Annotated in this window: 22 protein-coding genes and 1 pseudogene; 10 read left to right on the top strand and 13 right to left on the bottom strand. The window is 61.3% G+C overall.

All coding sequences use genetic code 11. The annotated features are described in order from the left end of the window. Window positions 1–66: 66 nt before the first annotated feature. On the bottom strand, window positions 67–1,794 hold the full coding sequence (locus BMH52_RS19370; RefSeq protein WP_072434562.1) for a hydrogenase maturation protein: 1,728 nt from the start codon (window positions 1,792–1,794) through the stop codon (window positions 67–69). A 217-nt stretch (window positions 1,795–2,011) separates the two neighbouring features. On the opposite strand from BMH52_RS19370, the gene BMH52_RS19375 reads away from it, so the two are divergent. The 3 genes from BMH52_RS19375 (at window position 2,012) to BMH52_RS19385 (ending at window position 3,579) form a co-directional block, all read left to right on the top strand. Further along, window positions 2,012–2,239 carry a hypothetical protein gene (locus tag BMH52_RS19375; RefSeq protein WP_003191203.1) on the top strand — a complete coding sequence of 76 codons (228 nt, stop codon included), beginning with the start codon at window positions 2,012–2,014 and terminating at the stop codon, window positions 2,237–2,239. Window positions 2,240–2,295: 56 nt separating this feature from the next. After that, entirely contained in the window at window positions 2,296–2,556 is a 261-nt protein-coding gene (locus BMH52_RS19380) for a metallothionein (RefSeq protein ID WP_072434561.1), read from the top strand. A 117-nt stretch (window positions 2,557–2,673) separates the two neighbouring features. Next, on the top strand, window positions 2,674–3,579 hold the full coding sequence (locus BMH52_RS19385) for a LysR family transcriptional regulator (protein WP_072434560.1): 906 nt from the start codon (window positions 2,674–2,676) through the stop codon (window positions 3,577–3,579). A 1-nt stretch (window position 3,580) separates the two neighbouring features. Here BMH52_RS19385 and BMH52_RS19390 read toward each other — a convergent pair whose 3' ends face one another. The 8 genes and pseudogenes from BMH52_RS19390 to BMH52_RS29415 all read right to left on the bottom strand — a co-directional run. Then, window positions 3,581–4,513 carry a cupin gene (locus BMH52_RS19390; RefSeq protein WP_072434559.1) on the bottom strand — a complete coding sequence of 311 codons (933 nt, stop codon included), beginning with the start codon at window positions 4,511–4,513 and terminating at the stop codon, window positions 3,581–3,583. Between the two features lie 131 nt (window positions 4,514–4,644). Beyond that, window positions 4,645–6,135: an aldehyde dehydrogenase gene (locus BMH52_RS19395; protein WP_072434558.1), complete on the bottom strand. Its 1,491-nt coding sequence runs from the start codon at window positions 6,133–6,135 to the stop codon at window positions 4,645–4,647. Window positions 6,136–6,357: 222 nt separating this feature from the next. Beyond that, a complete protein-coding gene (locus BMH52_RS19405; RefSeq protein ID WP_073844736.1) occupies window positions 6,358–7,737 on the bottom strand; it encodes an APC family permease in 1,380 nt (459 codons plus the stop codon). Window positions 7,738–7,881: 144 nt separating this feature from the next. After that, window positions 7,882–9,264 carry an aspartate aminotransferase family protein gene (locus BMH52_RS19410; RefSeq protein WP_014718431.1) on the bottom strand — a complete coding sequence of 461 codons (1,383 nt, stop codon included), beginning with the start codon at window positions 9,262–9,264 and terminating at the stop codon, window positions 7,882–7,884. A gap of 36 nt (window positions 9,265–9,300) precedes the next feature. Beyond that, window positions 9,301–10,140 carry a helix-turn-helix transcriptional regulator gene (locus BMH52_RS19415; protein WP_073844737.1) on the bottom strand — a complete coding sequence of 280 codons (840 nt, stop codon included), beginning with the start codon at window positions 10,138–10,140 and terminating at the stop codon, window positions 9,301–9,303. A gap of 101 nt (window positions 10,141–10,241) precedes the next feature. Continuing rightward, a complete protein-coding gene (locus BMH52_RS19420; protein ID WP_014718429.1) occupies window positions 10,242–11,573 on the bottom strand; it encodes an LLM class flavin-dependent oxidoreductase in 1,332 nt (443 codons plus the stop codon). A gap of 22 nt (window positions 11,574–11,595) precedes the next feature. Continuing rightward, on the bottom strand, window positions 11,596–12,552 hold the full coding sequence (locus tag BMH52_RS19425; protein ID WP_073844738.1) for an ABC transporter substrate-binding protein: 957 nt from the start codon (window positions 12,550–12,552) through the stop codon (window positions 11,596–11,598). A gap of 176 nt (window positions 12,553–12,728) precedes the next feature. Next, window positions 12,729–12,845 (bottom strand): annotated as a pseudogene (locus BMH52_RS29415) (ATP-binding protein); the annotation flags it as partial. A gap of 142 nt (window positions 12,846–12,987) precedes the next feature. Here BMH52_RS29415 and BMH52_RS19435 point away from each other — a divergent pair. Beyond that, a complete protein-coding gene (locus BMH52_RS19435) occupies window positions 12,988–13,857 on the top strand; it encodes an oxaloacetate decarboxylase (RefSeq protein ID WP_019820071.1) in 870 nt (289 codons plus the stop codon). 4 nt (window positions 13,858–13,861) lie between these two features. Here the strand turns inward: BMH52_RS19435 and BMH52_RS19440 are convergent, their stop codons facing one another. After that, the gene (locus BMH52_RS19440; protein WP_073844739.1) at window positions 13,862–14,338 is read right to left on the bottom strand and encodes a helix-turn-helix domain-containing protein; all 477 of its coding nucleotides are present in this window, start codon (window positions 14,336–14,338) and stop codon (window positions 13,862–13,864) included. 107 nt (window positions 14,339–14,445) lie between these two features. Here BMH52_RS19440 and fabF point away from each other — a divergent pair, with 107 nt between their 5' ends. From fabF to BMH52_RS19455, 3 genes are all read left to right on the top strand, one after another. Further along, window positions 14,446–15,714: a beta-ketoacyl-ACP synthase II gene (gene fabF / locus BMH52_RS19445; protein WP_073844740.1), complete on the top strand. Its 1,269-nt coding sequence runs from the start codon at window positions 14,446–14,448 to the stop codon at window positions 15,712–15,714. A gap of 71 nt (window positions 15,715–15,785) precedes the next feature. Further along, complete coding sequence (locus BMH52_RS19450; RefSeq protein WP_014718423.1) at window positions 15,786–16,166, top strand: RidA family protein; 381 nt, start codon at window positions 15,786–15,788, stop codon at window positions 16,164–16,166. Between the two features lie 262 nt (window positions 16,167–16,428). Then, window positions 16,429–18,408 carry a U32 family peptidase gene (locus BMH52_RS19455; RefSeq protein WP_019820074.1) on the top strand — a complete coding sequence of 660 codons (1,980 nt, stop codon included), beginning with the start codon at window positions 16,429–16,431 and terminating at the stop codon, window positions 18,406–18,408. Window positions 18,409–18,484: 76 nt separating this feature from the next. Here the strand turns inward: BMH52_RS19455 and BMH52_RS19460 are convergent, their stop codons facing one another. Next, window positions 18,485–19,393: a DMT family transporter gene (locus BMH52_RS19460; RefSeq protein WP_032903427.1), complete on the bottom strand. Its 909-nt coding sequence runs from the start codon at window positions 19,391–19,393 to the stop codon at window positions 18,485–18,487. A 108-nt stretch (window positions 19,394–19,501) separates the two neighbouring features. On the opposite strand from BMH52_RS19460, the gene BMH52_RS19465 reads away from it, so the two are divergent. The 3 genes from BMH52_RS19465 to BMH52_RS19475 all read left to right on the top strand — a co-directional run bounded on the left by BMH52_RS19465 (window position 19,502) and on the right by BMH52_RS19475 (window position 21,907). After that, the gene (locus tag BMH52_RS19465) at window positions 19,502–19,945 is read left to right on the top strand and encodes an Lrp/AsnC family transcriptional regulator (RefSeq protein ID WP_014718420.1); all 444 of its coding nucleotides are present in this window, start codon (window positions 19,502–19,504) and stop codon (window positions 19,943–19,945) included. 212 nt (window positions 19,946–20,157) lie between these two features. Continuing rightward, window positions 20,158–21,504 carry a sodium:proton antiporter gene (locus tag BMH52_RS19470; RefSeq protein ID WP_014718419.1) on the top strand — a complete coding sequence of 449 codons (1,347 nt, stop codon included), beginning with the start codon at window positions 20,158–20,160 and terminating at the stop codon, window positions 21,502–21,504. 55 nt (window positions 21,505–21,559) lie between these two features. Next, entirely contained in the window at window positions 21,560–21,907 is a 348-nt protein-coding gene (locus BMH52_RS19475; RefSeq protein WP_014718418.1) for a helix-turn-helix domain-containing protein, read from the top strand. Here BMH52_RS19475 and BMH52_RS29650 read toward each other — a convergent pair. After that, entirely contained in the window at window positions 21,898–22,032 is a 135-nt protein-coding gene (locus tag BMH52_RS29650) for a hypothetical protein (protein ID WP_014718417.1), read from the bottom strand. The two genes, BMH52_RS19475 and BMH52_RS29650, sit on opposite strands and share 10 nt — an antisense overlap. 11 nt (window positions 22,033–22,043) lie before the next feature. Continuing rightward, the gene (locus tag BMH52_RS19480) at window positions 22,044–22,256 is read right to left on the bottom strand and encodes a hypothetical protein (protein ID WP_072434553.1); all 213 of its coding nucleotides are present in this window, start codon (window positions 22,254–22,256) and stop codon (window positions 22,044–22,046) included. Window positions 22,257–22,331 lie beyond the last annotated feature (75 nt).

Consider the following 22,331-nt stretch of genomic DNA (forward strand, 5'->3'; position numbering starts at 1 on the left):
ATTATGGGGAACCCTATCGCCCAACGCGAGGCTGGACTGGCCGCCGCGCCCTCCCCGCGTCGACGGTCAGTCATTCAGCATCCGGCTTTGCGGCACGCCAGCCTCGTACCTCAACGCCCACGGCGCAATCAACCGCTGCGGGGTCTGGCAGGTTTTGCGTTTAAACACGAAGTTGCGGCATTTCTCGGCAAACTGCTGGCGATTTTCCACCATGTCGAATCGCATCTGTGCCAGTTCCTGGTCGCGACAGCGTTCAACTTGCTGAGTATCCAGCGTGGCTTTACGTGTGCGTGCATGAAGGTACTTATCATCGGTCAACGCACTGTCGGCCTGTTGCAAAAGCCATAAGCCAAATGCTTGCGGGCAACGCGGGCCGATGGCCTGAACCATGCCGTACTGCTGAGCCTGGATGGCGCTGATGGGCAGGCATTCTTCGGTAAGCTTATGCGCGATTTCGCTGCCCACGGCCCGTGGCAGGCTGTAGGTCCAGTATTCGGAGCCGTAGAGTCCCATGGTCTTGTAGTGCGGGTTGAGCACCACACCTTCGCGGGCCAATACAATGTCGGCGGCCAGCGCCAGCATCACGCCGCCTGCGCCTGCGCTGCCGGTCAGGCCGCTGATCACCAGCTGCCTGGCAGTGAGCAGCTCCAGGCACACATCGTCGATGGCTTGAATGTTGGCCCAGGCTTCCAGCCCCGGCACGTCGGCGGCCTGGATGACGTTTAGGTGCACCCCATTGGAAAAGCTGCCGCGCCCGCCCTTGATCAGCAACACTTGGGTATCTCGCGCCTTGGCCCAGCGCAACGCTGCGACCAGCCGCTGGCATTGTTCGGTGCTCATGGCGCCGTTGTAGAACTCGAACGTCAGTTCGCCGATGTGGCCGAACTCTTGGTAGCGAATGGGTTGATAGACCCGCTCGTTGAACGCCTGGCAGGCGATTGAACTGTCCAGCACCGGCACCCCGGCCAACTGCTCAGCCAGAACGTGCCGTGCCGGTCGCTTGAAGGTCTCTGGGCCTTTGGGTTTGAGCGAGCCGATCCACAGGCTGTGATCTCCAGCCGCTACCAGCACGGCATCGTCCTGCACTGCGAGGATTTCTCCGGGAGTGCCCTGGCGAGCGTCCAAGTGCGCGTCGTAGAGGTAATATTGCCCGCCCAACAGGCTGGCCAACACGCCGGGCTGGCCATCGGCAGCGTCGATGCTGCGTTTGATAAAGCCTGCGCAATCGAACCAACTGAAGGTGCGGTCGGCCTGGGTCATGTTCGGCTGCAAGCGTCCGATGACGCTGGGTTGGGTGTAATCGAGCGGTGTCGGGACGAATCCCTTGGCGAATTTCGCCACTACATCACGGATGCAAACCATCGCGGCGTCGCTCACCAGGCCGTTGTACAGCTCGGATTTGCGCACCTGGGCGGGCATGTCGAACTCACAGGTGGACCAGATTGGCCCGGCGTCCATTTCCTCCACCGCTTGCAAGGCGGTGACGCCCCAACGGCGGGCCTGCTGGGTGATGGCCCAGTCCAGCGCACTGGCGCCACGGTCGCCGACGATGCCCGGATGGATGATCACCACCGGGCGTTGCGGATGGCTCCACAGTTGATGCGGCACACGGTCCTTCAAAAATGGGCAGATCACCAGGTCGGCGCCAGACGCCTCGACCTGCTGGCATACCGTGGCTTGATCGGTGAACACCACAATGCTGGGGTCGTGACCCGCTTGGCGCAGATCCAGCCAGGCCCGTTGGGTTAAACCGTTGAATGCCGATGATAACAACAGGATCTTCAGTGATCGCATGGCTGACTCTTCCTTGAGAATGTGCGACCGGAGCAGCCCGTTGAGCCGTCCCTGGCCATCGATAAGCGCCCAAGGTTATAGAGCGAGCCAGCCTCCCCACCTGATCGAGATCAATAGATGAAAGCGGCTTATTTTTTCTGAATCACCGCGCAACCTACTCATCAAATGAACATGCCCTGCTCGGGTACGCCTTGTTAACCGTAACGGAGCCACGTTCATGTTCGAGAAACCGCATTACCTCATCAGTTTCATCCTCGACAACCAGCCACAAAGCCGCACGCTTGAGCACGATGCCGACACGCTGGACCCTCAATGGGCCGAGTCCCTGCTCAGGCAGCGCTTTGCAGAGCTCAAGGACGCGAAATTGAGCGACGTCCAGGTGCAAAAGCGCAACAAGCCCGCCGATGAAGGCCATGACATCCCAGGGCATTACCAGCAGCCCTGATTTGCGTATCAGAAAAGCGCTGCCCGTTTATCAATCACTGAATATTCGGAGGACCTATGAACCCGACAACTCAAGGTTTGCCCTGCGCCTGCCCAGGTTGCACCTGCCAGGTGACCCATGACATGCGTCACCAGCGCAACGGCAAAGCCTACTGCAGCCAGGCATGCGCCGACTTGCACCCACAGGGTCAAGCGTGCCCCAGTGTTGATTGCCATTGCGAGTCGAATGTGAAGGTGCGAGACCGCTCCGTCAGCGATAGCCAGCTCGACGAGGCGATCGAAGAAACCTTTCCTGCAAGCGATCCCATATCGCCTTGATCATTCAGCCCCACTAGGAAAACGGGGGCTGCATCGTGGCTCTAGGGTCTAGCAGTTGACAGCCCCCGGCAAAACTCAACAACCTGCACGTCTCACCGCCCTGCCCTGAGGCTGCCCTTGGACTATTTCACCGCGCTCACCGCCTTCATCGAAGCCGCCGAAGGCAACAATTTCTCGCGTGCCGCCGAGCGCTTGGGGATCAAGGCCTCAACGGTTTCACGCTATGTGAAGGAACTTGAGCAGGACCTGGGCATCGCGCTGTTCAACCGCTCCACACGCACGCTGCATCTGACCGAAGGCGGCCAGACCTTCCTGATACACGCACGCAGAGTATTGGATGAACTGGAACACGCCAAGGCAGCCACGTCTGCGCTGAACCAGCATCCCCGGGGCGTGTTGAAACTCAACCTGCCACCGGCGTTTGCTCGCCATCACATCCTGCCGGCGTTGAATGACTTTCTGGCGCGCTACCCGCAGATCAGCGTGGAACTGGTGCTGGATAACAACAAGGTCAATTTGATTCATGCCGGCGTCGACTTGGCCATCCGCATTGGCGAGCTGGCCGATTCGACGCTCAAGGCACGCAAGCTCAGCGACGGCCACTACCGCTTGGTGGTCAGCCCGGCGTTTGGCACGCAGCACCCTCCTCCGTCCACGCCCACGGACTTGGCCGGTGTGCCTGCGGTGCTGGGCACGGCGACCGGCGGCGATATCAGTTTTGTATCCGCCGGCCGCGCGTTCCCGTTGCTGCATGACGGCGTGATTCGAATCAATGACCTGGACGCGCAACTCATCGCCGTGCGCCAAGGCTTGGGCTTTGGGCTGTTGCCGGACTGGCTGGTGGCGCGAAGTATCGAGGCCGGTGAGTTGGCAGTGTGGCTACCCGAATGGCACATCCAGGGCGTGGAGCGGGCGTTTGCGGTGTGGTTTGTGTACCCGCCCAAGCGCATCGTGTCATCGAAGGTCCGGTGTTTTATCGACTTTATCGTTGAACGACTGGGCGAAACACCGGACTGGAAGTGACTCAACTGAAGCGGATATCCAACGCACGCAAGTAGGTTTGCAGCCCCGCATCCTGAATCGGGATCAGGAACGCCTCGCTATCCGATTCATTAAAATGCGCATGCCAGTAACCGGGTGGTGTGACAAACGCCAGGCCGGGCGACCAGTCGACCCGCTGCGGGTTACGGATTTGCCCATCCGCGTCCAGCTCGGTGCCCACCAATGAATAACAGCCCTTGGGGCAATCAATAATGAAGTCCAGTGCAATCGACTGATGCCGATGGGGTTTCTGCACCGATCCCGCCGGCAGAATTCCGTACATGGCCCACAGCACGTGAGTCACCGTGCGCGTCTGCGGGAAATGACGGTTGCCCAGCAGGATGCTGATGCGGCTGCGGTCCTGTGCCCTGGGATCATCGGCCGCTTCACGCAACTTCGCGTTGGCCAGCGCTGCTGGGTACAGGGTCGGCGCAAAGCGATCGGCGCGGGGTGTCACCCCCAGGTAACGCAGCAACGGCTCATCGTGAACATAGTAAAGACGTGCATCCTCGCGGGCACTGAAGTGCGCCTGCTGTAATCCCGGCAGGGCAATAAAGCAGCCCTTGGACCATTGAATCTCATACTCCCCCTGAACCACGCTGCCTTGCCCGGCAATCACGTAGAACACCTGGGAAGTGGCGTTGGGTTGCAGGGTCAGTGTGTCACCACGGTTAAGGCGCATGAAGTTTGCGCATAACCCGGGGCCGGTGGCGGGGCCTTCGCAGCCCAAAGCCTCGCTGAGGTCCAGCGGTACCACGCGGGAGGGGCCATTGTCATACAGCGAGGCGGGAAAGCTGTGGTAGGGAATGCGGGAAATCAGGTTGGCACTGATGGGGTTCGCCGCCTTACTGTACTCGAAGTACTCGGCGTCCACTTGGTTGATATCCGTCAGTGCGGGGTCCAATTCACGGTTCATCAGGCTCACCTCAGTCTTGGGCTGGATCGCGCAGCGCGGTTGAAGCGCTGCACGGGGTGAGTGGACTATAGGCATTGCCCACTGGCGGATGAATGCCTGTGACGGCACAGCAGTTATGCGAAACGGGGCAGTTAACGCAACTGGAACCAGGTGGTTTTCAGTTGCGTGTACTTATCAAACGAATGCAGCGACAAATCGCGCCCGAACCCCGACTGCTTGCCGCCGCCAAACGGCACGGTCACATCCAGCGCATCAATGGTGTTGACCGACACGGTGCCAGCGTTCAGGGCACGGGCCACGCGATGCGCACGGTTCAGGTCATCACTCCACACCGAGGCCGCCAGGCCATAAAGGCTGTCGTTGGCTTGCTGAATGGCCTGTTCTTCGGTATCGAAAGCGCTCACCGCCAGCACAGGCCCAAACACCTCCTCCTGGGAAAGGCGCATGTCAGCGGTGACGTTGGCGAATATCGTCGGCTGGATGAAGTTTGAACAACCCTCAATGTTCAACTGTTGGCCACCGGTCAACAGCGTGGCACCGTCTGCGTGCGCCCGGCCGATGGCTTGCATGATGCGTGCGGTTTGCCCGCTGTCGACAATTGCACCGGCGGCGCTGGCGGGATTAAGTGGGTTGCCGGGCATCCAGGCGCGGGATTTATCGATCAGGCGCTCGATGAACTCGTCGTGGATGCAGCGTTGCACGTAGAGGCGCGAATTGGCCGAACACACCTCGCCCTGGTTGAAGAAAATCCCAAAGGCCGCCTTCTCCGCCGCCAGGTCCAGGTCCTGACAGTCTGCAAACACCAGGTTCGGGCTCTTGCCACCACACTCCAGCCACACCTGTTTGAGGTTGGACTGGGCGGCGTACTGCATGAAGTATTTGCCCACCTGGGTGGAGCCGGTAAACACCAGGCAATCAACGTCCGGGTGCAACCCCAGTGCCTTGCCGGCGCCCTCGCCCATACCTGGCACCACGTTTAGCACGCCTTCGGGGATGCCTGCCTCCAGCGCCAGTTGGGCCAGGCGCAGGGCGGAAAACGGCGATTGCTCAGCGGGCTTGAGCACCACGCTATTGCCGGCCGCCAAGGCGGGTGCCAGTTTCCAGGCGGCCATGTCCAGCGGAAAATTCCACGGCACCACCGCGGCAATCACACCCTGGGCTTCGCGGGTGATGGTCGCCAACGCGTTGTGGGCAGTCGGCGCGACCTGATCGTAGAGCTTGTCCAGGGCTTCACCGTACCAGGCGAACACATGGGCCGCGCCGGGCACGTCGACGTTATAGGCGTCCATTACCGGCTTGCCCATGTTCAGGGAGTCCAGCAATGCGAGTTCTTCGCGGTGGGTCATCAACAGGTCGGCGAGTTTGATCAGGACTTTTTTGCGTTCGCCTGGAGGCATGCGCCGCCACGGGCCGTTCTCAAAGGCGCGGCGTGCGGAGCGCACTGCCAAGTCCACTTCAACCTCACCGCAGGCGGCGACACGTGCAAGGAGCTGGTTGGTCGCAGGGTTGATGGCGTCAAAGGTCGCCCCGGACAGTGCGGCGACGGCCTGGCCGTCGATCAAGGCGGTGTTGATGAAGGTTTGACGGGCAGCGCGTTGCTGCCAGTAGTCGAGGTTGAACATGCTGTACTCCTATGTAATTGGGTCTAATCCACGCGGCGGCAAGCCCGACGCCGAACGCAATGCTCAAGGCAACGCAGTGCCAATGTGGGAGCGGGCTTGCTCGCGAAGGCGGTGTATCAGTCAATATCAATGTTTGCTGGGCCGACGTCTTCGCGAGCAAGCCCGCTCCCACAGGGGGCCTGCGCTTGACTGATTGGCATTAGGGAACGCCCGTTTTTTTTCTTATTCGGCCATGTGCAATTCCGGCATCCCCACCCGGAACCCTCGGGTGAGGCACAGCAAACACAGCAGCCCCAGGGCCATCCAGCACAGGCCGATGGTGAACGACAGGCCGGACAGGCTCGTCCACAACCACAGCGTGCTGAGAAACCCCAGGCCTGGCAGGGCGGCGTACAGCAGATAGTTGCGTGTACCGCGCAGCTTCTGGTCGCCCAGGTAATGTTTGATCACGGCCAGGTTCACCGCCGAAAACGCGAACAGCGCGCCAAAGCTGATCATGTTGGCCACGGTGTCCAGGCTGATAAACAGCGCAATCAGCGAAAACAGGCTGACCAGCATGATCGCGTTGGCCGGGACGCGTTTTTTCGTCACCAGCTTGCCGAATACCCTGGGCAATGCGCCGTCGCGGCCCATGGCGAACAGCACCCGGGACACGCTGGCCTGGGAGACCATCGCGGAAGCGAAACAACCCGCCACGTAGGTGGCGGTAAATGCACTCACCAGCAGCTCGCCGCCGACCCGGCGCATCACATCGACCGAAGCCGAGTCGGGATCGGCAAAACTATCCCATTCCGGGAAGACCATCTGGGCGCAATACGACACCACCAGAAACAGCAACCCACCGATCAGCGACACCGCCATGATCGCCTGCGGAATGGTACGGCGCGGGTCAGGTGTCTCTTCAGCCATGGTCGACACGGCATCGAAACCCAGGAACGACAAGCACAGCACCGCCGCGCCGGTCATGATCAGCGGCACACTGAAACCTTCATGGTAAAACGGCTTGAGTAGCGACACCGGCTCGGCTTGCCCGCTGAGGTTATAAATCGACAACGCCACGAACACCACGATGAACACCAGTTGGGCCACGATCAGCACCCAATTGACCCGGGTAATCGACTCGATACCCACCAGATTGAGCGCCGTCACCAGGGCAATGGAGCCCAATACCCATACGGCGGTGGGCACGGTAGGAAAGTATTCGGACAAGTAGATGCCGATCAGCAAATAGCTGAGCAGCGGCAGGAAGATGTAGTCCAGCAGCAAGGTCCAGCCGGCGATAAAGCCGAAGGAGGCGCCAAACGCCTTGCGCGTATAGGTGTAGACCGAGCCCGAATAGGGGTGCGCCTTGACCATGCACCCATAGCTGTAGGCCGTCAGCAGCATGGCAGCCAGGGTCAACAGGTAGGCGGTGGCCAGATGCCCTTTGGTCATCTGGGTGACCAGGCCGTAGGTGGTGAACACCGCCAGCGGCACCATATACGCCAGGCCGAACAGTACAAGCCCGACAAGGCCCAGGGGTTGTCGAAAGCGGCGCGATGAGGTCAGTTGGGTTGAGGTTTGATGGGCGGGAGTATCGGCTACGTTTGTTATTGTATTCATTGCTGACTCCTGGAAAGTGGAATGCAGGGCACCGCGGCGTTCGATCAAATCGACACCGTTGATGAGTCATCCATTGGGAGCGGTGGGCAGGCCGCTATGGGCGCCCACCCTGTTCAACCGAGCGGCATGCAGGGGCTTAGCCCTTCACAGTTTTCCCGCGATCCGTGCGGTGCGGTCCACCGCGATGCGGGTTTTGTCGACCAGCTCATCAAGCTCCGCGCGGCTGGCCACCAGGGCCGGCGCCATGATCATACGGCCCAGGGTCGAGCGAATAATCACGCCTTCTTCGAAGCCAAACGTGCGGCATTGCCAGGCCAGGTCGTTTTCATTGGCAAAGCGTTTGCGCGTGCCCTTGTCCTCGACAAACTGCAAGGCTGCCAGCAGGCCGGTACCCTGGATCTCGCCGATCAGCGGGTGGTTACCAAAGACTTCATGCAGGAGCGTGTGCAAATACGGCCCGGTGTCGTCCTTCACCTGGCGCACGATCCCTTCGTCACGCAGCGCCTTGAGGTTGGCCAGGGCCACCGCCGCCGCAACCGGGTGCCCGGAATACGTCAGTCCATGGGCAAACACCCCGCCCCGCTCCACCAGGGCTTCGGCCATGCGCTTGCTCAATACCAAACCGCCCATGGGCAGGTAACCGGAGGTCAGGCCCTTGGCGATCGACAACGTGTCGGGTTCGAAGCCGAAATGCTGATGGGCAAACCATTCACCGGTACGGCCGAAACCGCCAATCACTTCATCAGCGCACAGCAGCACATCGTATTGGCGACAGATGCGCTGGATCTCTGGCCAGTAGCTTTCTGGGGGGAAAATCATGCCGCCGGCGCCCTGGAAAGGTTCAGCGATAAAACCGGCGACGTTTTGCGCGCCCAACTCCAGTATCTTTTCTTCCAGTTGCAGGGCGCAGCGCCTTCCGAACTCGGCCGGGGTCAACTCACCGCCCTGGGCGTACCAATAAGGCTCGTCAATGTGCGCGACGTCCGGGATCAAGCCGCCCATTTCATGCATGAATTTCATGCCGCCCAGGGCAGACGCCGCCAGGGTGGAGCCGTGATAGCCATTCCAGCGACCGATCATGATCTTCTTCTGCGGCTTGCCGAGCACTTGCCAGTAGCGGCGTACGGTGCGGATCAGCACCTCGTTGGCTTCGGAACCGGAGTTGGTGTAGATCACATGGCTGTAGTGCTTTGGCAACAGGCTGAACAGCAACTCGGACAGCTCGATCACCGCCGGATGGGTGGTGTGAAAGAACATGTTGTAGTACGCCAACTGATCCATCTGCGCAGCCGCCGCAGCGGTCAGGTCCTTGCGGCCATAACCCAGCTGCGTACACCACAGGCCCGACATCCCGTCCAGGTAACGCTTACCCTCGCTGTCCCACAGGTACAGGCCCTCACCGCGGACCATTACGCGTGGGCCTTCGGCATTCAGCGCCTTTTGATCCACAAAGGCATGGATATGGTGCGCCGCGTCCGAGGCCTGGTAGTCCTGGGTCTGGCGTTGCGGTTCAAAGGGTAGGTTCATGGCTTTTTCTCTTGTTGTGGGTGGTCATGCAGCCGGTCAACGGCTTTTGCTCATGTAGCGTTCGAGGGGGTCTTTGCTCAGCCCGCCCTGGGCCTCGGCCAACGAGTCGATAAACAGGGAAAACAGTTCCGATTGCGTGCCGATGTCGAGCTTGCTGTAGATGTGCTTGCGGTGGGACTTGATAGTGTCTTCGGAGACTCCGAGGCGCTCGGCCAGCGAACGTGTGGAGTGGCCGCGCAGGATCAACTGGGTGATCCGGCATTCGCGTTCGGTGAGCAGCGACGAGCCGAAGTTGTTGAGTGCCGAGTGAATACGCTGTTCCAACAGGCTTTCGAAGCGCGCGCCCTGAGTCTCCAGGCCGGCGAAGTGCTTGCCCAGCACCGCCAGTACCCAAGGTGCTATGCGCTTGAATTGCTCGGTGGTGGCCGCGTCGAGCTTTTGCGTAAAGGCCAGCGACACCGCCAGGCTCAAGCCGTTGCTCGCCTGCAGGATGTAGTTGAGCTCATCCTCCAGGTGCGAATGCCGGTAAAACGACTGGTAGTACTCGCTGTGCTCGAAGTGATCGGGGGCTACGTCGGCGAGGTCGTAGCAGCCGGAAGCCGCCCCCTCCACGCAGGCGCCGTAGAACGGGTCGAGCAAGTAAAACCCGGAGAGGTACTGGCGCACATTGCCCTGGGGCAGCCATGGCCCGTCCAGTTCGAACACTGCGCTGGGCATGCCGTCGTGGGGGTACAGGTACAAGGTCGTGGCCTGAATGGGGCGGATACACCCCAGGGCATCGAACAACGTGGCGGCAAACCCCGCGTGCCCGATGCTCTCGGTCACCCTGGCTATCTGTTCGAACCACTGGGCTGAAGACAGTCGATCATTTTCCACTTCGAAGACTCGCCGTCATAACGGTTGGGTGCGACACCAGGTCACTGGCGCCAGGGACTGAAGTGATAGTCCCACACCCGCAAAGTCATCGAAATCACCCCTTAGGGTGAGGGAGTGCGCGCAAACCTCGGAATCGCCAAGCCCAGGCTTTCACGCAAGGTCGAGCCCTCGTAGGCCGTGCGATAAACACCGCGCTCCTGCAGCAAAGGGATCACCTCCTGAGTAAAACGATCAAATTGCCCAGGGTGCCCGATGTAGATATTGAACCCATCCACCGCCCGCGCCTGGAACCAATCCGCCAGTTTCTGCGCCACCGTGGCGGCGCTGCCCACGAACGCGCCTGGGCGCAATTGCCGGCCAAACTCGACGGCCTGGCGCAGGGTAAAGCCCTTTTCCCGGGCCTGGTCTGCGATGCGTTTGGCTGCGGTGAAAAAACTGCTGCGCGCGGCCTCCAGGCTCTCTTGCGGGAACGGCGCGTCCAGGTCGTATTGGCTGAAATCATGCCAACCAAAATTGCGCCCGAACTCCTTGAGCGCCAGCGCGAAACTGTGGTCGAGCTGATGATAGTGCTGCTCGATTTCCCGGGCATGGGCATCGGTGTCGCCCACGTAAATTTCCGCACCGGGCATGATCAGTACCTGTTCCGGATCGCGCCCCCGTTGTGCCGCCCTACCCTTGATATCCCGGTAAAACGCCTGGCCCTGCTCGATACTGGCTGCGTGGGTGAAGATCACATCGGCGGTGGCGGCGCCCAGGTCGCGGCCTTGTTCGGAGTCGCCAGCCTGGAATATCACCGGTTGGCCCTGGGGGGAGCGCTGGATATTCAGCGGGCCCACCACCGAAAAGTGTTCGCCCTGGTGGTTCAGGCTGTGCAGCTTGCTCGGGTCGAGAAACTGCCCAGTGGCACGGTTGCGCACAAACGCATCGTCTTCGTAAGAATTCCACAGCCCCTGTACCACCTGAACGTGTTCGGCGGCACGCCCATAGCGCGTGGCGTAGTCGTAGTGTTCGTCGCGGCTGTAATTGCCGGCGGTACCGGCATCGCCACTGGTCACCACGTTCCAGCCGGCGCGGCCTTTGCTGATCAGGTCCAGGGAGGCCAGGCGCCGGGCGACGTTATACGGCGAGTTATACGAGGTGGTCAGCGTACCGACCAGGCCGATATGCCGCGTGCTCACGGCCAGTGCCGACAGCAAGGTCAGCGGCTCCAGGCGATTGAGGTAATGGGAGGGCGAGCCTTCGGTGATGAACTGGCTGTCGACGATAAACATCAGGTCGAACAGCGCCGCCTCGGCCTGGCGCGCTATCTCGATGTACCAATCGACGTTGACGCTGGCATCGGCCGGCAATTGCGGATCAAGCCACAGGTTATGGCGGCCCGGCCCACCGCAGCCCATGGTCAGGGCGCCCAGTTTGAGCTGTCTTTTAGTCATTGCGCACTAGTCCTTCAAGCGGTCAGGGCTGGGTGGTGGCGACGGCGGGTTGCAAGGCGGCCGCGAATGAAGGGTCGAACAACGTGGCGGCCGAGTAAGACTTGACCAGACCCAGGCCGGCAAAAAAGTCCACGGTCTTTTGCGCCTCAATGGGCGCCTGAGGCGTTAGCGGCTCGACGGTGGTGCGTGCGCGGGCAAACCAGACGCGGGCGATGTCGGCATCAGCGCGGGTGCGCTTGGCCCAGGCATCGGCATACGCGTTGGCGTTGGCCGGGCTCTGGCGCGCCCAGTCGCGGGCTGTTTTCAGGCGCTGGAGAAAGTCACTGATGGGTTCACGCTTGGCCTCCACAGCACTGGCGTTGGCGGCAATGAAACTCTGGGCCGGGATCAAGTCTTCAGCGGTTGCCAGCACCCGCGCACCTTGGCGTTCCTGTTGCGTGACGTAGGGTTCCCAGGTGGCGATCACGTCAACGGCACCGCCTTCCAGCGCGTGGGAGGCGTCCAGGGCGCTGAGGTAACGCCATTGCAGCGAATCCCGCGCAACCCCGGCCTTGTCCAGCGCGGTCAGCAACAGTTGCTGGCTCCAGGAGCCCTTCCAGATCGCGGCGCGTTTGCCTGCCAGATCGGTCAGGCTGCGGATCGACGAGTCTTTTTTTACCAGGATGGCTACGCCGTCGAGATTTTGCCGGCTGACGGCAATCACCTTGATCGGTGCACCCAAGGCGCCCAGGAACAACACCGGGGCATCCCCGAGCAGGCCCAGGTCCAGGCTGCCGACGTTGAGCGCTTCGGCCACTGGTGAGCCGGCCGTGAACTGTTTCCAGTCCAGCGTGTAGGGCAAGTCATCCAGCACCCCCGCCGCTTCCATCACGGCCTGGGCGTTGTAGCTCTGGTCGCCGACCACCAGGGTTTGCGCTTGCGCCGTCAGGCACAGAAATGAGGCGGCGAACCCGGCCGCCAGGATTTTGAGGTAACGCACGTTCGTCTCCAGATGCCTTGTGGGGCATGCAAGTCGATCCGCACGCACGGTCTCGGTTTAAAAGGTTATTGTTTATAGCTATGGGGTGTGAGGGCTATTTTTGCGGGCTGAAGGTAAGATGTAAAATACTGATTACGCATAACCTAATTCAATAAAAATGCGTATATCGCATCACGCTAGCGCGCAAATTCAATCCGGGCCATCAAGCCCGAACCACGCCGAAGGCGAAAGAACGGGTCGAATACACGCTCCAGGTCCGCTTCGGGAATCCCCGGCCCCTCGTCGCTGACCTCAGGCCGGCCCGGCATACAGCCCCGGCGCTCGTTAGCACGCCTGCTCAAACGTCATAATCACAGGGGCATCTGCGTGGTAATCTCCCGGCACCACGAATAGACATTGATCGTCACTTGACGATGACCAAAGCCAGGAAAGACCATGCCCAAGATTTCTCACTCAGCGCTACGCCGTAACTTCCGTGACCTGCTGGCAACGCCCCTGTGCGTTGAAACCGCCTCCGTATTCGACCCCATGTCTGCCCGCATCGCGGCCGACCTGGGGTTTGAAGTGGGAATCCTGGGCGGTTCAGTCGCCTCCCTGCAGGTGCTGGCGGCCCCCGATTTTGCGTTGATTACCCTGAGTGAGTTCGTCGAGCAAGCCACCCGCATCGGCCGTGTGGCCCAGTTGCCCTTCATCGCCGATGCCGACCATGGCTACGGCAACGCCCTGAACGTGATGCGCACCGTCGAAGAACTGGAACGCGCCGGCGTCGCTGCGCTGACCATCGAAGACACCCTCTTGCCCGCGCAATTCGGGCGTAAATCCACGGACCTGATTTCCGTCGAAGAAGGCATCGGCAAGGTCAAGGCCGCGCTGGAGGCACGTGTCGACCCGGCGCTGTCGATCATTGCGCGCACCAATGCCGGCGTGCTGCCCACCAGCGACGTGATTGCGCGGACCAAGGCCTACGAAAAGGCCGGTGCTGACGGCATCTGCATGGTCGGCGTCAAGGACTTCGACCACCTGGAGCAAATCGCGCAGAACCTCAGCGTTCCGCTGATGCTGGTGACCTACGGCAACCCGCAACTGCACGACAGCGAGCGCCTGGCCAGCCTGGGCGTGCGCATCGTGGTGGCCGGGCATGGCGCCTACTTCGCCGCGATCAAGGCCACTTACGACAGCCTGCGTGCCCAGCGCCAGCTGACCCACAGCACCTCGAACCTCAGTGCGACGGAGTTGACCCACACTTACACCTTGCCTGAGAGCTATGTGGCGTGGGCCGAAGAGTTCATGGATGTAAAAGAGTAATCAATCACTCACGGCTCAGCCGTTGGCGCATCCCTGTGCTGGCGGCCGGGCCGGGCTGTACCACGCACTGATCCATCGCCACCCACGCACCTTCCTCCGTCGTCATCATCGGCTGCACCGGCCGGCCCGTCTCGCGTTCCACCACCTCGACACTGATGCCCTCCTCGGCGTAATGCCGATTGCCCCAGGCCACCAACGCCATCAGCACCATACGAAAGTCTTCGCCTCTGGCCGTCGGCACGTATTCGTAGCGTGGCGGCCGCTCGCTGTAGGCGCGGCGCTCCAGCATCCCCGCTTCTACCAAGCCATTAAGGCGGCGCGTCAGCATGTTGGGCGCGATGCCCAGGCTGCGCGAGAACTCGTCAAAACGGCGCAAGCCGTGCAAGGCGTCGCGCATGATCAGCATGCTCCACCACTCCCCTACCCGTTCAAGGCTACGGGCGATGGGGCATTCGGCACTGATGAGGGATTTGCGCTGCATAAGTATTCCTGTGTGCGAGTACAAACTTGTAGGACACCATGTTACTTTCATGATGATAGTGACGTCCATACGCTGTGTATCCTTCAAGCAACAGGAGTCGATTGAGCATGAGTAAACGTATCGTCGTGACGGGCATGGGCGCGCTGACGCCGCTGGGGTCGAGCGTGGAATCCACTTGGCAGCGCTTGCTGGACGGGCAGTCGGGCATCCGCTGTTTGCCGCAAGAGATGATCGGTGATCTGGCGGTCAGCATCGGCGGCCAGGTGCAAAGTGCGTTGCAAGACCCCGAAGCCGGTTTTGATCCTGATCGACTGTTGGCGGCCAAGGAACAGCGCAAGATGGACCGCTTTATCTTGTTCGCCCTGGCGGCGGCGGATGAAGCCCTGAAGCAGGCCAATTGGGCACCCAAAACACCTGAGGAGCAGGCGCGCACGGCGACCATCATCGCCTCCGGTGTCGGTGGTTTCCCGGCCATTGCCGATGCGGTGCGCACCACTGACAGCAAGGGCCCGCGTCGTCTGTCGCCCTTCACCATTCCATCGTTTCTGAGCAACATGGCCGCCGGGCATGTGTCGATCAACTATGGCTTGAAAGGCCCGCTGGGTGCGCCAGTAACCGCGTGTGCAGCCGGGGTTCAGGCCATCGGCGACGCAGCGCGAATGATCCGCGCCGGGGAAGTCGACGTCGCGGTATGCGGCGGTGCCGAAGCGGCGATTCATCGCGTCAGCCTGGCCGGTTTCGCCGCAGCGCGAGCGTTGTCCAGCGATTTCAATGCCACCCCGCAGCGCGCTTCGCGCCCCTTCGATCAAGCGCGCGACGGCTTTGTGATGGGCGAAGGCGCCGGCATTCTGGTAATTGAAGAACTGGAGCATGCCCTGGCGCGGGGCGCGCAGCCGATTGCCGAACTGGTGGGCTATGGCACCAGTGCAGACGCCTATCACATGACCGCAGGGCCTGAAGACGGTGACGGTGCGCGCCGGGCAATGACTCAAGCGTTGCGCCAGGCGGGCATCGAGGCATCGCAGGTGCAGTACCTGAATGCCCACGCGACCTCCACGCCTGTGGGCGACAAAGGCGAGCTGGCGGCGATCAGGACGGTATTCGGTGCCGGCGGCAGCCCGGCGATCAGCTCGACAAAATCCGCCACCGGCCACTTGCTCGGTGCTGCGGGGGGCATCGAAGCCGTCTTTACCGTGCTTGCCCTGCGTGACCAGATCGCGCCAATGACACTCAACCTGGAAAACCCGGACGCCCTCGCCGACGGCCTGGACATGGTGCGCGATGAGGCGCGTCCCATGCCGATTGAATATGCGCTGTCCAATGGCTTCGGCTTTGGCGGCGTGAACGCCAGCGTACTGTTCCGACGCTGGATATAAGCCGGGGTTTGCCCCTGGGCTGAATTTCACCGACCATGGCGCCTTTCTGTTCCTGCCAACACGAGGTGCCCATGGCCAACCACGACCTGTCCTATACCCCTGACCCGGACGCCGATTCCATCTCCTCCGACGTGATCGGCTTCAACGGCATCCTGGTCTCCACCCAGATTCCCACCCATGCCGATGGCAGCCTGGAGCTGGGCGATATCACCCTGCAAAGCGAGTGCACCCTGCAAGCGCTTAAAGTTGCGCTGGAAAAAGCCGGCAGCTCCATGGACCGGGTCATGCACCTGACCATCTACCTCACCGACATGGCCGACCGCGCGGCGTTCAACGAGGTCTACAAGCGCTTTTTCGCCAAGCCCTGGCCAGTGCGGGCGGCAGTGGGCGTTGCCGCCTTGGCGGTAGAAGGTATGCGGGTGGAAGTGACGGCGATGGCTGCCAAGGCTTGAATCTGTGACGCCGTTAGCGCCGATCTGATCGGAATGTCGAACGCCGTCAAAAAGGTGGGAGCTGGCTTGCCTGCGATAGCGGTGGTGAATGTTCAATCGCCATCGCAGGCAAGCCAGCTCCCACATTGGGGCTTCGTTGCGTTGAGTAATGCGTTCGCTTAACGGACTTGCATTAGGCCCGACAGCCCTGCGGTAGATGCCGCCCAGGCATTTCACAGCTACAATGCGCGCCTCAACCGTGACAAGCCTGACTAAAAAAACTATGTCCTTGCCCAAGCATCACCTGGAATTGCTCAGCCCTGCCCGCGATGTCGCCATTGCGCGCGAGGCTATCCTGCACGGCGCCGACGCCGTTTACATCGGCGGGCCGAGCTTTGGCGCCCGCCATAATGCGTGTAACGAGGTGAGCGATATCGCCCAACTGGTGGAATTCGCCCGCCGTTACCACGCCCGCGTCTTCACCACCATCAACACCATTTTGCATGACAACGAGCTGGAGCCCGCGCGCAAGCTGATCCATCAGCTCTACGATGCCGGTGTGGATGCGCTGATCGTGCAAGACCTGGGCGTGATGGAGCTGGATATTCCGCCGATCGAGCTGCACGCCAGCACCCAAACCGACATCCGCACCCTGGGCCGGGCCAGGTTTCTCGACCAGGCCGGTTTCTCGCAGTTGGTACTGGCCCGCGAGTTGAACCTGCAAGAGATCCGCGCCATTGCCGACGAGACCGATGCCGCCATCGAGTTCTTTATCCACGGCGCCCTGTGCGTAGCGTTCTCCGGGCAGTGCAATATCTCCCACGCGCAAAATGGCCGCAGCGCCAACCGTGGCGACTGCTCCCAGGCCTGCCGCCTGCCCTACACCCTGAAAGATGACCAAGGCCGCGTGGTAGCCTTTGAAAAGCACCTGCTGTCGATGAAAGACAACAATCAGAGCGCCAACCTGCGCGCCCTGGTCGAAGCGGGTGTGCGTTCGTTCAAGATCGAAGGCCGCTACAAGGACATGGGCTATGTGAAGAACATCACCGCCTACTACCGACAGCGCCTCGACGAGATCCTCGAAGACCGCCCGGACCTGGCCCGCGCTTCCAGCGGGCGTACCGCGCACTTCTTCCTGCCCGACCCGGAAAAAACCTTCCACCGTGGCAGCACCGATTACTTTGTCAGCGACCGCAAGATCGACATCGGCGCGTTTGACACCCCGACCTTTACCGGCCTGCCCGTGGGCACCGTGGAAAAAGCTGGCAAGCGCGACTTGCAGGTGGTCACCCATGAGCCGCTGTCCAACGGCGACGGCCTCAATGTGCTGATCAAGCGTGAAGTGGTGGGTTTTCGCGCCAACATCGCCGAGCCCAAGGGTGAGTTCGAGGAAGACGGTGAAAAGCGCTACCGCTACCGCGTCGAGCCCAACGAAATGCCGGCCGGCCTGCATCAACTGCGCCCGCATCACCCGCTCAATCGCAACCTGGACCACAACTGGCAACAGGCCCTGCTCAAGACCTCGGCCGAGCGCCGTATCGGCTTGTCATGGGTCGCACGCCTGCGTGAAGAGCAGCTGCAAATCACCGCGACCAGCGAAGAAGGCATCAGCGCCAGCGTCACCCTGCCTGGCCCGTTTGGCGTGGCCAACAAGCCGGAACAGGCGCTGGACACCCTGCGCGACCTGCTCGGCCAACTCGGCACCACCGAGTACCATGCCACCCGCATCGAACTGGATGCGCCGCAGGCGTTCTTCATTCCCAATTCGCAGCTCAAGGCCTTGCGCCGTGAAGTGATCGAAGCACTGACTGCCGCACGCGTCGCCGCGCATCCGCGGGGCGGGCGCAAGGCTGAAACCTCGCCGCCGCCGGTTTACCCTGAGGCGCACCTGTCGTTCCTGGCCAACGTCTACAACCAGAAGGCCCGGGACTTCTACCATCGTCACGGCGTGAAGCTGATCGACGCGGCCTTCGAAGCCCATGAAGAAACCGGCGAAGTGCCGGTGATGATCACCAAGCACTGCCTGCGTTTCTCGTTCAACCTGTGCCCTAAACAGGCCAAGGGTGTGACCGGGGTAAAGACCAAGGTGGCGCCGATGCAATTGATCCACGGTGACGAAGTGCTGACCCTCAAGTTCGACTGCAAACCCTGCGAGATGCATGTGGTGGGCAAGATCAAGGGGCATATCCTCGGCCTGCCGCAGCCTGGCAGCGCGGTGGAGCATTTCAATCCGGAAAACCTCATCTATCAGGGCACGCACTAACCCTCATCTGTAGGAGCGAGCTTGCTCGCGAAAAGCTCGAGGACGCCGCGTTTCAACCCGATGCGCTGCGTCATCGTTAGCCTTCTTCGCGAGCAAGCTCGCGCCTACCGAGGTTGCGGGGCCACCACCAACCCCGCTGCAACCCTGCCGCTGCCAGCAGAATCGCCGCCACACCCAGCCATTGCAGCCACCCCAGGCGATGCCCGAACGCAATCCAATCCACAAAGATCGCCGCAATCGGGTAGATGAACGACAGTGCGCCGGTAATGGCCGTCGGCAGTTTCTGGATCGCGCCATACAGCAGTACATACATCAAACCCGTGTGCACCACCCCCAAGGTGACCAAGGCCGCCCACGTCGTGGTGGATGCCGGCAGGCCATTCCAGGGCACCAGCGGCGCCAGCAATAGCGCGCCAGTGGCCACCTGGATCAATGCCATCAAATGCGGCGGTACTTCCTTGAGGCGCTTGATGATCAACGCCGCGACCGCATACAAAAATGCCGCGCCCAGGGCTAGCGCGATGCCTACCAGGTAATCTCCTCCACCCGTTTGCTCGCCATGGGCGGTAACAATCGCCAACATGCCCAGGAACGCCACGCTCAACCACGCCAGTTTCTGCACGGTGATTTTTTCACCGAGAAACACCGCCGCCAGCATTACCAGAATAAACGGCTGCACGTTGTACACCGCGGTGCTGATCGCGATGGAGGCACGGGAGTAGGATTCGAACAGCAGCAACCAGTTGCCGACAATGGCCACACCGCTGAGCACGGCCAGCCCCAGTTTTGCCCAACTGAGCAGGTCCAGGCGCAGGTAACCCAGCCAGGCGCACACCAGCACCAGCGTCAGCGCACCGATCACGCAGCGCCAGAACACCACCTCGATCACCGACACGCCAGACACCAGCACAAACCAGCCAATGCTGCCCGAGATCAGCATGGCGGCGACCATTTCCCACGACCCGCGACGAATGGATGAATCCATGATTGAGGCTCCTCAAGTGAGGCTCCAGTATGGCAATCTGTTGGTGACGGCTACAGCGACTAAAAAAGGCAAAAGCCCGAAATCACCTTTTCTTATTAGGCACAGACCATGATCGACACCATCGACCAGCAATTGATCGCCGCTTTGATGGACGACTCGCGGTTGTCCCTCAAGGCCCTGGCAGGCATCACCGGGCTGTCGTCACCCAGCGTCAGCGAACGTCTGCGGCGCCTGGAAGAACGCGGCGTGCTGACCCACTACACCGTCGACATCGACCCCAAACACTTCGGTTACCTGCTGCAAGCCATCGTGCGCATCCGCCCCCTGCCCGGCAAACTGCAGGAAGTGGAGCGCCAGATCCAGGCGATCCCTGAGTTCACCGAATGCGACAAGGTCACCGGCGAGGACTGCTTTATCGCCCGCCTGCATGTGCGCACCATGGATCAGTTGGACAGCCTGCTGGACCGGATCAATGGGTATGCCGAGACCAATACTGCGATTGTGAAGAAAACCCCGGTGAAACGGCGCTTGCCGCCGCTGGGGGCTCGCTGAGGTGTCATGCCAAGGGAGTGTCATGACCAAACACAGTCAAATGTGGGAGCGGGCTTGCTCGCGAATACAGGGTGTCAGTCACCGACTATGTTGACGGGTATACCGCATTCACGGGCAAGCCCGCGGAATGCCACTTCAACCCGGTGATTGTTTGAACCCGCACTTGGCCACCGCCCTCCAACCTGAATGAACCACGGCCGGGTGCACGCACTATGACTTTCATTCTATGGTTGGCCGTATTGGGCGCGGTGCTGCTCACCCTCGCCCTCACGTCCTCCTATCTGCGCTGGATGCCGGTCACCACTTCGGCGGTGTGCCTGTTGCTGGGTATCGCCATCGGCCCGCTGGGTGTGGACCTGCTGCACCTGGACATCAAGGGGTCGGCGCGCTGGATGGAGCACCTGACCGAAGTGGCAGTGCTGTTTTCGCTGTTTGTCAGCGGCCTTAAATTGCGCCTGCCGCTCAAGCATCGCACCTGGCGCATCGCCTTCGGCCTGGCCGGCCCGGTCATGCTGTTGACCATCCTCGGCACCGGGCTGTTGTTGCATTACCTGCTTGATCTGTCGTGGGGGGTGTCTTTGTTGGTGGGCGCGATCCTGGCGCCGACCGATCCGGTGCTGGCGGGTCTGGTTCAGGTCAACAATGCCCAGGACTACGACGCGCTGCGCTTCGGTCTGTCCGGCGAAGCGGGGCTGAACGATGGCAGCGCCTTTCCGTTTGTGATCTTCGGCTTGCTGTTCATGCAACACGGCGGCTTCGATGGCGACTGGGTCGGCGGTTGGGTGCTGAAAAACCTGGTATGGGCGGTGCCGGTCGGGCTATTGATCGGCTACTGGATGGGCCGAGGTATCGGCCGTGTGACGTTGCGCCTGCGCCTGATCAATGCCGACAGCACCCTCTCGCCCAATGATTACCTGACACTGGCATTGATCGCCCTTGCCTATGTGACCGCCGAAGCCGTGGGCGGCTATGGCTTCCTGTCGGTATTCGCGGCGGGCCTGGGGTTGCGTCAGGCCGAGGTGAAGTCCACCGGCAACGCCCAGACACCCGCCGAGCACCTGGCGCAACCGGTGGTGGGCCACCTCGAAATCGAGCCCGAGCAAGCCTTGCACGGCGACGTCAGCCAGTTGAAGGACACCCAGATCGCGGCAGGCGTGATGATGGGTGACATGCTGGCCTTCGGCAGCCTGGTGGAGCGGGCCATGGAGGTGTTCCTGGTGACCGTCTTGGGCATCGTGCTGGTCAGCCACTGGGAGTGGGCCGCGTTGGCGGTGGCGCCGTTACTGTTCTGTGTGATTCGCCCCGCCAGTGTATTCGCCATGCCTTGGGGCCGCCTGCTGGACCATCGCCAACGCAGCCTGGTCAGTTGGTTCGGCATCCGTGGGATCGGCAGCATTTACTACCTGTTCTATGCGCTCAACCACGGTCTGGTAGGCACCAGCAGTGCGGTGGCGGTCAACCTGACGTTGTCGGTCATCGCATTGAGCATCCTGGCCCATGGCCTGAGTACCCAGCCCATGCTGGCATGGTATGAGCGTCAGGCTGCGCAAAAAAATTGAATCCTGCACTACGCCGGGGTTTCAAACAGCCAAGACCCACACTGCGAGTCAGCTAATGAAAAAGATCGCCCAACGATTGCTTGAGGAACGCCAACGCCTGGGATATTCGCAGCAATACCTGGCGCAGGCAGGCGGCGTGACCACCCGCGAGCAACGTCAATATGAACTGGGCGAAGACCTGCCCCATGCCAACTACCTGGCAGCTCTGGCCGAGCATGGGGTGGATGTGGTGTATGTGATCACTGGCAAGCGCAGCACGGTGGTCAATATCAGCCGCGATCAGGCGCAGACGCTGATCGATAACCGCGTGGTGGGCCAGGAGGTGTCGCTGGACGGCGGGGCCGAGGAAGACGTCTACTTCAAGCTCAGCAATCCCTCGGGCCCGCCGCCGGATCAGTCCTGATTTTCAGTGTTGCCAACGTCCGCCGCTTCATCCAGGTCGTTCAGCGGCACCTCGGCATCGTCCATCAACGAACCCGGGTCTTCATTGCCGGGGTCGTTGAGTTCATCGTCCAGTTCTTTTGACATGTGCGTCTCCTCTAACCGCCTTGGGTATCGATATCGGCATCGGTTTCAGGCTTGTGCTCGCGCTCGGGCTTGAAGTCTGGACTGTAGTCGTTTTCCTTGGCCTTTGGGTCGCTCGCAGGCGTTGGATCCTTGGGCGCATCGGCGGCGGTGCCAGGGGCAGGCTCGCCGCCGTCGATGGCGGGGTCGTTGCGATTGTGGGTCTGGGGATCTTTAGGCTGGGTCATGAGGCACCTCTTTGCAGGCCGATGAAAAATCTGAACCGCATAGAGCTAAGGCGTCACGGCCACGGCTGAAGTTCC

It is taken from the genome of Pseudomonas sp. BTN1 (assembly GCF_001907715.1).
Lineage (GTDB): Bacteria > Pseudomonadota > Gammaproteobacteria > Pseudomonadales > Pseudomonadaceae > Aquipseudomonas > Aquipseudomonas paracarnis.

Coding starts and splice junctions, on each gene's coding strand:
- BMH52_RS19380 (WP_072434561.1), top strand. CDS start 2,296: ATGAACCCGACAACTCAAGGTTTGCCCTGCGCCTGCCCAGGTTGCACC.
- BMH52_RS19450 (WP_014718423.1), top strand. CDS start 15,786: ATGGCCAACCACGACCTGTCCTATACCCCTGACCCGGACGCCGATTCC.
- BMH52_RS19455 (WP_019820074.1), top strand. CDS start 16,429: ATGTCCTTGCCCAAGCATCACCTGGAATTGCTCAGCCCTGCCCGCGAT.
- BMH52_RS19475 (WP_014718418.1), top strand. CDS start 21,560: ATGAAAAAGATCGCCCAACGATTGCTTGAGGAACGCCAACGCCTGGGA.
- BMH52_RS19435 (WP_019820071.1), top strand. CDS start 12,988: ATGCCCAAGATTTCTCACTCAGCGCTACGCCGTAACTTCCGTGACCTG.
- BMH52_RS19470 (WP_014718419.1), top strand. CDS start 20,158: ATGACTTTCATTCTATGGTTGGCCGTATTGGGCGCGGTGCTGCTCACC.
- BMH52_RS19465 (WP_014718420.1), top strand. CDS start 19,502: ATGATCGACACCATCGACCAGCAATTGATCGCCGCTTTGATGGACGAC.
- BMH52_RS19395 (WP_072434558.1), bottom strand. CDS start 6,135: ATGTTCAACCTCGACTACTGGCAGCAACGCGCTGCCCGTCAAACCTTC.
- fabF (WP_073844740.1), top strand. CDS start 14,446: ATGAGTAAACGTATCGTCGTGACGGGCATGGGCGCGCTGACGCCGCTG.
- BMH52_RS19420 (WP_014718429.1), bottom strand. CDS start 11,573: ATGACTAAAAGACAGCTCAAACTGGGCGCCCTGACCATGGGCTGCGGT.
- BMH52_RS29650 (WP_014718417.1), bottom strand. CDS start 22,032: ATGTCAAAAGAACTGGACGATGAACTCAACGACCCCGGCAATGAAGAC.
- BMH52_RS19460 (WP_032903427.1), bottom strand. CDS start 19,393: ATGGATTCATCCATTCGTCGCGGGTCGTGGGAAATGGTCGCCGCCATG.
- BMH52_RS19375 (WP_003191203.1), top strand. CDS start 2,012: ATGTTCGAGAAACCGCATTACCTCATCAGTTTCATCCTCGACAACCAG.
- BMH52_RS19440 (WP_073844739.1), bottom strand. CDS start 14,338: ATGCAGCGCAAATCCCTCATCAGTGCCGAATGCCCCATCGCCCGTAGC.
- BMH52_RS19410 (WP_014718431.1), bottom strand. CDS start 9,264: ATGAACCTACCCTTTGAACCGCAACGCCAGACCCAGGACTACCAGGCC.
- BMH52_RS19390 (WP_072434559.1), bottom strand. CDS start 4,513: ATGAACCGTGAATTGGACCCCGCACTGACGGATATCAACCAAGTGGAC.
- BMH52_RS19370 (WP_072434562.1), bottom strand. CDS start 1,794: ATGCGATCACTGAAGATCCTGTTGTTATCATCGGCATTCAACGGTTTA.
- BMH52_RS19480 (WP_072434553.1), bottom strand. CDS start 22,256: ATGACCCAGCCTAAAGATCCCCAGACCCACAATCGCAACGACCCCGCC.
- BMH52_RS19405 (WP_073844736.1), bottom strand. CDS start 7,737: ATGAATACAATAACAAACGTAGCCGATACTCCCGCCCATCAAACCTCA.